The 11,271-nt window shown below is 38.1% G+C and carries 9 protein-coding genes; all 9 read left to right on the top strand.

The window, feature by feature from the left end; translation table 11 throughout:
• Positions 1 to 168 precede the first annotated feature (168 nt).
• The 9 genes from HMPREF1151_RS06525 (at position 169) to HMPREF1151_RS06485 (ending at position 11,262) form a co-directional block, all read left to right on the top strand.
• Positions 169 to 1,020, top strand: a complete 852-nt coding sequence (locus HMPREF1151_RS06525) for a polysaccharide deacetylase family protein (RefSeq protein WP_009661432.1) — start codon at positions 169 to 171, stop codon at positions 1,018 to 1,020.
• Between the two features lie 8 nt (positions 1,021 to 1,028).
• On the top strand, positions 1,029 to 1,523 hold the full coding sequence (locus HMPREF1151_RS06520) for a molybdenum cofactor biosynthesis protein B (protein WP_038141420.1): 495 nt from the start codon (positions 1,029 to 1,031) through the stop codon (positions 1,521 to 1,523).
• Positions 1,524 to 1,601: 78 nt separating this feature from the next.
• On the top strand, positions 1,602 to 2,231 hold the full coding sequence (locus HMPREF1151_RS06515) for a DUF47 domain-containing protein (protein WP_005375274.1): 630 nt from the start codon (positions 1,602 to 1,604) through the stop codon (positions 2,229 to 2,231).
• A complete protein-coding gene (locus HMPREF1151_RS06510; RefSeq protein WP_009661459.1) occupies positions 2,224 to 3,231 on the top strand; it encodes an inorganic phosphate transporter in 1,008 nt (335 codons plus the stop codon). Before HMPREF1151_RS06515 ends, HMPREF1151_RS06510 begins: the two co-directional genes overlap by 8 nt.
• Positions 3,232 to 3,393: 162 nt before the next feature.
• Positions 3,394 to 3,846 (top strand): Rrf2 family transcriptional regulator, encoded by a 453-nt coding sequence (locus HMPREF1151_RS06505; RefSeq protein WP_005375284.1) that lies wholly within the window; start codon positions 3,394 to 3,396, stop codon positions 3,844 to 3,846.
• Between the two features lie 57 nt (positions 3,847 to 3,903).
• Positions 3,904 to 5,292 carry a cytochrome ubiquinol oxidase subunit I gene (locus tag HMPREF1151_RS06500; RefSeq protein ID WP_005375278.1) on the top strand — a complete coding sequence of 463 codons (1,389 nt, stop codon included), beginning with the start codon at positions 3,904 to 3,906 and terminating at the stop codon, positions 5,290 to 5,292.
• Positions 5,283 to 6,302 (top strand): cytochrome d ubiquinol oxidase subunit II, encoded by a 1,020-nt coding sequence (gene cydB, locus HMPREF1151_RS06495; RefSeq protein WP_009661480.1) that lies wholly within the window; start codon positions 5,283 to 5,285, stop codon positions 6,300 to 6,302. Before HMPREF1151_RS06500 ends, cydB begins: the two co-directional genes overlap by 10 nt.
• A gap of 125 nt (positions 6,303 to 6,427) precedes the next feature.
• Positions 6,428 to 9,967 (top strand): thiol reductant ABC exporter subunit CydD, encoded by a 3,540-nt coding sequence (gene cydD / locus HMPREF1151_RS06490; protein WP_009661468.1) that lies wholly within the window; start codon positions 6,428 to 6,430, stop codon positions 9,965 to 9,967.
• Positions 9,968 to 10,092: 125 nt separating this feature from the next.
• Positions 10,093 to 11,262, top strand: coding sequence for a hypothetical protein (locus HMPREF1151_RS06485; RefSeq protein ID WP_009661463.1), 1,170 nt, complete (start codon positions 10,093 to 10,095; stop codon positions 11,260 to 11,262).
• Positions 11,263 to 11,271: the final 9 nt, after the last annotated feature.

Genomic DNA, 11,271 nt, shown 5'->3' with positions numbered 1-11,271 from the left:
TAAGCTAAAAGGCTAACCGAATGGTTAGCCTTTTTTGTTATCCCTCATAGGTTATTTATATGAATTTAGAATGACCTATGAGGGGTTTTTCATTGAAACAAAAGAGCGGTTATGTTATCCTCGAATAGTATGAAGTTATAATTTTATATTGTAAGAAGGTTCTTAATCATGTTAATAACAATAGGTAAACGTATAGTATATACGATCATTATTTGTATTGCATTACTATTCATAGCATTAGGAAGTATGTGGTGTTTATCATCACATTATAAGATTTATGGTGTTCCCGTTTTAAATTATCATCAAGTTAATGATAAGTATCATTCTGCACTGACACTTGATGTGGCACAGTTTAAGAAACAGATGGAGTACTTACATAACGAAGGGTATCATACGATTAGCCTCGATGATTTATATGCGTATGTGACAGAAGGCAAGGAACTCCCCGATAAACCGATAGTTCTCACCTTCGATGATGGTTATATCGACAACTATGAGGATGTTTTGCCTATCTTAGAATCCTATGATATGCAAGCAACCATATTTATGATTAGCGATGCTGTTAATACAAAACGTTTTATGTCTATCAATGAATTAAAAACTATGGACGCTCATAAGTTTATTGTAGAAGGTCATACTAATCATCATAGTATTTTAACGCGCATTGATCCTTCTAAACTTGATGATGAGATCAAAGGTGGTAAGGATACATTACAGGCTTTCATGGGAAAACCCATCGATTACTTAGCATATCCTGGTGGTTTTAATAATGCCGAAATTCAACGCATTACTAGTGAAAGCGGATATAAGATGGCTTTCACAGTCACACCGGGAACGGTTAAACCAGGTCAAAATTTATATGCGTTGCCAAGATTGGCCATATTCCAAGGTGATACACCGTATTTATCATTCTTGATGCGTTTGCACTGCGCGCCATTTATTACTTATACATGGCAATTACGAGATACATTACGGGATAATGGATTTACAAAATTGGCTGGTTTGATACCATTATTTTAGGAGGATATATGTCTCAAGAAGTTTTACATCGACCTCTCAATGTCGCTGTCCTAACAGTTTCTGATACACGGACTATGGAAACTGATAAAGGCGGAAACAAGGTTCAAGAATTATTAGAAGCTGCTAATCATAATGTAGTAGTTCGAAAGATTGTCATCGATGATTACGATGAAATCCGTAATGCCATTATTCCTTGGTGTAATGATGAATCAATAGATGTGGTCATTTCTACAGGTGGCACCGGTATTGCCATGCGTGATGTGACCATTGAAGCCGTGGATTCTATTATTGAAAAGGCTATACCTGGATTTGGTGAAATTTTTAGGTATCTTTCTTTTACGGAGGATATTGGTACCAAAGCTATTGCATCTCGTGCAGAGGCAGGTGTAAATTCGAATACATTAATTTTTTCTATTCCTGGTTCGGTGGGAGCCGTTACTCTTGGCATGAGTAAATTGATTATTCCGGAAATGCCTCATTTGGTGCGAGAAATCAATAAATAGATAGGCACGCACTGATTTACTATGCTATAATTGTATTGTAATTATAGAAGCTAACAGTACTGTATCAGGAGGATCTCCATGGCTTTTAAATTAAAAGGAAAAGAAGAAAAATTTTTTAGTATTTTAGAAAATCATGCTGAACTTACCTATGAAAGTGCGGAAATGATGGAACGCGTTTTCAAAGGCGAAGTTTCTAAAGAAGAAGCATTCTTGGAAATTGATACAAAGGAAAAAGCTGCGGATGAATTAGTTAATGAAACAGTTGATCGCTTGCGTAAAACATTCATTACACCGATGGACCGTGAGGATATCCAATTGTTGATTGATCAATTAGATACAACACTTGATAATATCAAAGAAATCATGGATAAAATGGTTATGTATCATGTAGGTAAACCTAGTGATGGTGCCATTCGCATGAGTGAAATCGTCGTAAAATGTGTTAAACATATCAATAAATCTATCGGTTACATGGGTAGCCTTAAAAAGGATCATGTGAAGGTAGAAGGTCGTGTACATCAAGTATTGAAGCTTGAATCTGAAGCAGATAATATTTACCATGAAGAAATGGCGAAATTATTTACAGAATGTACAGATCCAATTGAAATTATCAAATGGAAGGAAATCTTAAGCTCTATGGAGGATGTAATCGATGGTTGTGAAGATTTGGTTGGTACATTCCGCCGGGTAGTATTGAAGTATGCTTGAGTCACATTACTTAGTTTGGCTAGTCGTATTTCTAGCCCTAGCATTTGACTACATCAATGGCTTCCACGATACGGCTAATGCGATTGCCACATCTGTTTCAACCCGTGCTATTGAACCTAAAAAAGCAATCATGATGACGGCGGCACTTAATTTTTTGGGTGCTATGGTGAGTACAGGGGTTGCGAAGACAATCGGTGGTGATATTGTTATGTCTCCATCTCTTATCAATAGTGGTATCATTTCGGCAGCTCTTATCGGGGCCATCGTATGGAATTTACTGACTTGGTACTGGGGCATCCCTAGTTCATCATCCCATGCACTAATTGGTGGTATCATTGGTGCCGTAGGCTGGTCAGTAGGTTTTGATGCTTTAAATGAATCAGGGATTTTAAAGATTTTCTTTTCTCTCATCTTATCACCACTAGTAGCAATGGTTGGTGGCTATATCATCATGAAATTGTTGCTACTCCTCTTTGGTAGATTTTCGCCTATTGTTTTAAATGATAGATTTAGATCCATGCAAATTGTATCGGCCGTTATGATGGCTTTTTCACATGGTTCTAATGACGCACAAAAGGCGATGGGGATTATTACATTGACCTTACTTAGCGGTGGTTATATTGATACCTTAGATGTTCCATTGTGGGTTAAGTTATGCTGTGCGACTGCGATGGCTTGTGGTACGGCTGTTGGTGGTTGGAAAATTATTTCCACCATGGGGACAAAAATCTTTAAATTAGAAACCATTAATGGTTTTGCAGCCGATTTAAACTCTGCTATTACTATTTTTACTGCTACATTCTTGCATTTACCTGTAAGTACCACACATGTTGTGAGTGGTTCTTTGTTGGGGGTAGGTGCTTCTAAGCGTATTAAAGCAGTAAACTGGGGCGTAGCGCGTTCTATGGTCATGGCGTGGTTCGTAACAATTCCACTATCTGGTATAGTATCTGCCATTGCTTATGAAGTAGGACATCTTCTATTTGGCAAATTCTTTTAGAACTACATATAATAAATGAGAAGGACTATTAGTAGCTTACTAATAGTCCTTTTTTGTGATATTAATTACAGTTTTATAAAACAATACCATTGCAGTATTGTTTTATATCGTTTATACTAAATGTAGTAATACGTAGACGTTGTTATTGGAAAAGGAGTGCTTATGAAATTAAATCAAGCCACGGACTATGCGTTTCGCATGATTTTGCACATGGCGATGTTACCATCTGGTCAGAAGGTAACAGGCGGTGTATTGGCTGAGCAAGAGATGATTCCAGAACGTTTTTTGCTTAAGATAATGCGCAGCCTTATTGCAGCAGGAATCATGAAATCCTTCCGCGGGGTGGATGGTGGATTTGCATTAAATCGTGAGCCCAAAGATATTTCCATGCTCGATGTGATTAGAGCCGTTGAGGGGGATACGTATTTACAGCGTTGTTTGTATGATGTCGGTTCTTGCTCAAAAGCATGTATGGGCCAATGTGCAGTTAATGAAGCTATGTCTGTTGTACAAGCTGAACTTGTAAGACAGATGGAAAGTGTGACTTTCGATAAATTAGCTGTGCGCGAAAAAGAGATTTTAGAGACCATGAATCCTTGTGTATCTCATGCGTAACGATGTAAGACATTCATCAAGTGTGTATTTTTGAGTCAATTCTAAGGAGGAAAAGACATGTTTGAAGCACTGGATTTAGCACGTTTACAGTTCGCGCTAACATCTATCTATCATTGGCTATTCGTACCGTTTACATTGGGGATGACGGTTATCGTAGCCATTTTAGAATGGACCTTTGTAAGCACCGGTAAAGAAGTTTACCAAAAAATGGCAAAATTCTGGGGTAAATTATTCTTAATTAACTTTGCCATGGGTGTTGTAACAGGTATCGTTCAAGAGTTCCATTTCGGTATGAACTGGGCTGAATATTCTCGTTTTATGGGTGATATTTTTGGTGCCCCACTTGCCCTTGAAGCATTAATGGCATTTTTCTTGGAATCTACATTTATGGGCGTTTGGATCTTTGGTTGGGGTCGCTTATCTAATAAAGCGCATGCTGCTGTGGCAACATTAGTTGCATTAGGTACCAATTTATCCGCATTCTGGATCCTTGTAGCAAACTCTTTTATGCAACATCCTGTAGGCTATGTAATTCGCAATGGTCGTGCGGAAATGGAAAACTTCGCAACCATCGTATCTAATGGTTATGTACCTGGCCAATTTGCTCATATTGTATTAAATGGTTCCATGACAGCAGGTGTCATCATTATGGCGATCAGCGCATGGCACTTGATTCGTAAGAGCAATGTTGATTTCTATAAAACCTCTGTAAAATGGGGTATGGTAATTACCTTAATTGCTGGTACATTAGGTGCTTTTGCAGGTCATCATCAAGGCCAATATATTACTAAAGAACAGCCTATGAAAATGGCAGCTATGGAAGCTCTTTGGGAAACTCAAGATCCAGCTCCATTCTCTTTGGTAGCTAATATCGATACAAAAGCACAACAAAATACAGGTGCCATTGAAATCCCTGGCGGCTTATCCTTCTTAACACAAAACTCCTTTACATCTGGTAAGGTAGAAGGTATTAAAGATTTACAAGCTAAATCTGAAGCTCAATATGGCCCTGGTAATTACATTCCAGATGTTCCTGGTATTTTCTGGACATTCCGCATCATGGTAGCGGCTGGCTCCATTATGTTATTAGTTGCTTTCATCGGCTTGGTATTAAATGCTAAAGGTAAACTCGTAGAGAATAAAACATTCTTGAAAATTATTTTCTGGATGTTACCATTACCTTACATCGCTCAATCCACTGGTTGGTTTGTTGCAGAAGCAGGTCGTCAACCATGGCTTGTATATGGCCTTCAATTGACTGCTAATGGTGCTTCTAAATCCGTTACAGCTCCTGAAATCATGACTACTATCATTGGTTTTACAGTTATTTACATCTTGGCTGCTATTGCTGCATTGTATTTAGCTGTAGAACACATTAAAAAAGGCCCTGATGGGCAAACAATTTACCATGTAGAAGAAAAAGAGGAGGCAAGATTATGGAACTAATTATGAATAACCTTAATGTGATCTGGTTCATCTTGCTTTGTGTATTGTTTGCAGGTTTCTTCTTCTTAGAAGGCTTCGACTATGGCACAGGTATTCTTCTACCAGTCATTGGTAAAACTGACGTTGAACGTCGTCAAATGATTAATGCGTTAGGTCCTATTTGGGATGGTAATGAAGTATGGATGATCACTGCTGGTGGTGCGTTATTCGCATCCTTCCCTCATGTATATGCTACATTGTTTAGTGGTTTCTACATGGCATTGTTCTTAATGCTTGCTGTACTTATCATGCGTGGCGTTGCTTTTGAGTTCCGTTCCAAAAGTGCAAATCGCACATGGCGTAAAGTATTTGACTATTGTATTTTCATCGGTTCTATCGTTCCTGCCTTATTGTGGGGCGTAACAGTAGGTAACTTGATCCAAGGTACACCTATTGATGAAACGATGACATATGTTGGTACATTCTGGGATTTACTTAGCCCTTACACTGTATTATGTGGTGTTGCTTTCGTTTTAGTGTTTACATACCATGGTGGTTTGTTTACATCTATTAAAACAGCAGGTCCTATCTCTGAACGTGCACGTGCAGCATCTCTCGTTACAGGAGTACCTACTGCAATCGGTGTGATTGCGTTGATTATTGCATCCTATGTATACACTGATTTGTACAGCTCTATCTTAGCTACTATTTTCTGTGCCTTAGCTGTTGTTTGCTTCCTTATTTCTTGGGCTGCAGCACGTACGCGCAATACAAAATGGGGCTTTGTATTTAGCTCTCTTTCCGTTATTTTGATTACGGCTACATATTTTGCAGGTCTATTCCCTCGTATTATGGTATCTTCTTTGAACCCAGCGTGGAGTTTGACCATTACAAATGCATCTTCTTCTGAATATACCTTAGCATTGATGACTGCTGTTGCAGTGGTATTTGTACCAATCGTATTAGCATATCAAATTTGGGTATACTGGACATTCCGTCATCGTGTAACAGAAAAAGATTTACATTATTAATATAGGTACTTTTACCGATTGTGAAAGTTTGATTCCTTTTGTGAGGCGTGCTGTAGCGGCACGCCTCATTTTTATGGTAAGATGAATGTAATATTGATAAAATTAGATTTAAAGGGGGGTTAGATATGATACAGAAAACGGCGCTTCGCGTCATTAAAAGTAAAAGGCTCGTATTATTGGCACTGATTATGTCTAGTATTTTACAAAGTCTTTCTATAGTAGGACAAGCTTGGTTTTTTGCCACATTAATACATAATTTGGTTTTTCTTGATCATACTGTGTTGGATGAATCTAATACAATTGCATGGCTTGCGGTATTCATTATATTACGTTTAGTGTTTTCTTATATACAGGAACATGTATCGTCTAGTTTGGGCCATTCTGTTAAATCTATTTTGCGTAAAGAAGCTCTTTCTCATCTATTTAGATTAGGTATACAACGAGGAGAATCTCAAGGTGATACGATACATCTCATTACTGATGGATTAGAACAAGTAGAGGCTTATGTTTCGAGCTATATACCTCAAATGCTATATGCGATTATCATCCCACTAGTAATGGGGCTTGCCATAATGGATACATTGCCTATTATCGGGGCTATTTTAATAGGTACAGTACCATTAATTCCATTGTTTATGATTTTGATTGGTAAACAAGCGGAAAAGATGAATCAAGAGCAATGGGATCGGATGAGTCTCTTATCAGGTCATTTTTTAGATGTATTGCGAGGCATTACCACATTAAAGGTGTTTGGTCGTGCAAAGGAACAAATACAAGTCATCAGTCGACTGTCTAATGAATTTAAAGACTCTACCTTACGCGTATTGCGTGTGGCTTTTCTATCTGCTCTCGTCTTGGAATTAGTTAGCACAATAAGTACAGCTATCATTGCGGTGTATTTAGGCCTTACACTATTAGATGGCGGTTTGGATTTTCTTCCAGCCTTCTTTATATTATTGTTGGCTCCAGAGTTTTATACACCTTTTAGACAATTAGGAGCTGCTTTTCACACCGGTATGTCTGGTAAAACTGCACTTGCTAAATTTGATGCTTTTATGAATACACCTATTGTATTACCTCGAGGTGGCAATTGTCGTATTCAAGGGACAATTGAATCCATACGCCTAGATAATTTAAATTATACCTATCCAGAAACAAGCAATGGTATAAAGCATATTACATTGCAGGCATGTCGCAATAAACCGATTATGCTTGTTGGTGAAAGTGGGGCTGGTAAATCGACGATTGCGCGAATATTAGGTGCTTTTTTAGAGGCTCCTTCGAACAGTGTATATGTTAATGATATAGATCTATCAACTTGTTCTATGGATTGGTGGCGTACACAGGTTACGTATGTGTCTCAAAAACCTCATGTTATGCATGGTACACTACGAGATAATATTGCCTTTGGACAAGATGTAAGTGATGACGAGCTTTTAGAAGCAGCCAAACTAGCGGAGCTACATGATGTAATTTGTGAAAAGGGCTTGGATTTTGTCGTTGGCGAAGGAGGCATGGGACTTAGTGGTGGCGAATTACAACGTATTGCCTTGGCACGTGCTTTTTTACATGGTGGACAAGTTCTTATTTTAGACGAAGTTACATCCCATTTGGATGTGAATACAGAAGCTCAAATCAGTTGTGCATTACAGCGCTTGATGAAGGATAAAATTGTTATTCTTGTGGGACACCGTATTCAAACGATGCAGTGGGCTTCTCAGTTATATGTGTTGCGTCAAGGTGAAATAATTGAGCAGGGAACCTATGAATCCTTGTTGGCACAGAATGGTTATTTTAAGGCGCTAGTAGATGCTGGGACTGGTTCGTTTGTAATGGATGATGAGGATGTGTCATATGTTTCTAAGCTTGAGGTTCCATTGCCACAACAACAAGAGGCATTAAGTAATAGTAAAGTCCCATATGAAGCCGATGAAACTAAGTATAGTGATATTGAAGGTTGGAAATTGTTATTTTCCGTATTAAAACCTGCTCGTTGGTCGTTAGTACTTGCCTTAGTTTTCACTTCTCTGACCGTATTCATGAATGTGGGGCTTTTGAGCGTATCCTCTTGGTTACTGGCATCGGCTGCATTACAACCTGGTATCACTTACTTGAGTCTCGCTATCGTAGGTGTGCGCTTCTTTGGTATTAGCCGTGCTGTATGTCGTTATTTTGAGCGGTATACATCTCATAAAATGGCATTTCAAGGTTTGTATGGGTTGCGTGTATGGTTTTATACCTATCTAGAACCATTGGCACCAGCTATATTTAAACGATGGGGCGCAGGGGATATGCTCAACCGAATTATGGCGGATATTGAAGTACTGCAATTCTTTTATTTACGCACCTTAATTCCTCCTGTAGCAGCCATTGTATTAACTATATTGGTATCCTTTGGTGTCGGTACTATAGATGCGCATTTATCAACGCTTGTGTGGTGTGCTGCACTGATGACAGGTGTTGTACTACCGTATGGCATATATCGTTATCATCGTACATCCTTAAATATGATCAGTCAGGTACAAGGTCACTTCAAGTCAACATTGACTGATACATTAGAAAGTTTAGAAGACATCATTAGTTACCATAATGAAAATCTAGTTATGGAACGTATGATGCAATCTATAGATGATGTAGAGTACCATAAGGGGCGTATTTCTAAAGGTATGAATTTAGGAAATACGATGTTTATTGCTATTGTACAGATTGTAGTTGTGTTAGCGGCCCTATTAGCAAGTAATGTATTAACTGGCCCTTGGGCAAGTGTTATGGTCGTAGTATGTGCCATTGGTATTCAAGCTTGGTTTGAAGCGCTGCAGCCCATGATTGTATCCGTTCATCATGGTTATGAAAGTTTAGTAGCGGTTCGGCGATTGTTACAAATTAAGTATGCACCTCTGCCAATCAAGGATACAGGCTGTGTAGATTTAGATTCTATGGATACGATATCATTGAAACATGTTAATTTTGGGTATGATCACTCATCACTTATATATAAAGATTTAACATTAGATATACCAAAAGGACAGGCTGTTGCTATTGTTGGTGCTAGTGGATCTGGTAAAACTACATTGTTTTCCTTGTTAGAAAGGCTATATGATTACTCTGGCTATATTTCGGTAGGTCACAATGAATTAAAGAGTGTTACGATTGATTCTTGGCGAAATTTAATGGGATCTATCACACAAGACACTTATATTTTTCATGCCACACTGGAGGACAATATTCGCTTAGCCAAGCCGCATGCAAGTGCAGATGAGGTACAACGTGCTGTAGAACAAGCTGTTTTATCTGATGTAGTTACCCGGTTGCCAAAAGGCTTACGAACAATTGTAGGCAGTGGAGGGGTAGGTCTTAGCGGCGGTGAACGTCAACGTGTTGCTTTAGCTCGATTATTCTTGCGAAATCCTGAACTTATACTTCTCGATGAACCTTTGGAGGGGTTAGATCAAGTAACAAGACGAAAATTACATAATGATATTCTAGCTTTCACAAAAGAAAAATCTGTTTTATATATTACACATCAGTTAGAAGGCTTAGAGCTGATGGATCGTATTCTCTTTATGGAGAAAGGTCGTATTGTAGAAGATGGAACCTTTAGTGAGTTAATTGCTAAGAAAGGGCGATTCTATGCATATTGTCGACTTACGATGGCCAGTGTATAAGTGGCAGCTGATGGAAAGGCCTTAGTAGATCTCTGTATATACCTCGATAAAATGGGTAAACTATGGTATAATTGTAATGTTTGAGGTATAAAAATCTTGTGTAGTGTGCATAAATTGGAGCGACTATGACAAAAATCTTCACCAAATTACGATCGTTGGTGGATGACGCATTAAATGAACGTTCTCCTATTATTGAACAGGATACGACACTTATGGCTGCACCTGTGGAGCGAGAACTATTTGATCATAGAATTCTCTATATTGAAGAGGATATGGTCAATCGGATGCTCCGTGCTGCGGTTCGAAATCATTGGTTAATCTATTCTGTAACCTTTGAATTTGAGCCGAATAACCAAGTATTTCTCTCCATTATTACTAAATGGGGGAATGTGATTAATGTGGAATTTACCATCGAAGATGTGTGGTTCGATGACTATTCATCTTCCTTTGCTATTAAGTTAGATACTGCTAATATAGATACCGGTGGGTTTATTTTGAACTCGATTCTCCACCTCCTAGGCAACTGGTGCCTTAGCCTATTTGGCATATTTTTTAATCCTATTGCTATTGGCCGATTAGGCTCTACTGTGCGGTTTGAGAAGAAGGGAATTCTTCAATTTGATTTAGTACCCAATTCTAGAATCAAAAAATTTATTCCTTTGCCAGAACGTCATATAGGTAGTACAGGTCCTGTTTTATTGGGAAATCCTAAAACTGGACAGTCTGTATTGCAATTAGACTATTATGCATTTCATGATCCAGTAGATACATTTACAGTTCCTGACGTGCCAACGAGAACGAGTTGGGTTAGATCCATTGATATTGCCGCTGTATTACTGTTACCAATCGGTGTATGGATTACATTTATAATTCTTCATCACTATTTACCAACTGAGACTTTAGAGTTTTCTTTTTCTACATACTTTTTAATTTCATTAGGGATTTTTATTATATCCTTCTTAGTAATGAATATTCCACGGTATGTATATATGTATGTAGACTCTCGAAAACAGTGGCAAAGTGCATTTGTACATAATAATATAAAAATTCAATTGCGTAAGTTACACCGACGCATTTTCATGCAGCAAGCTTCGTTGTCTACAGATTGTGATGAATGTGTAGCCTCTCAAAGTCAAGAGCGGATTAAGCAATTATTATTACAGATTCGAGACAAACGGTTCTTAGCTAATCGATTGAAAATAGCAGATGATGATCGTGCTAGAAAACAAAAGGTTAAATTTATCATTGCTTATATTGGGTGTACATTAATAGAATTAATGTTGTTGATGAATTAACTACATAGC

It is taken from the genome of Veillonella sp. ACP1 (assembly GCF_000286635.1).
Lineage (GTDB): Bacteria > Bacillota > Negativicutes > Veillonellales > Veillonellaceae > Veillonella > Veillonella atypica.
This window is presented reverse-complemented; position numbering and strand designations above follow the sequence as displayed.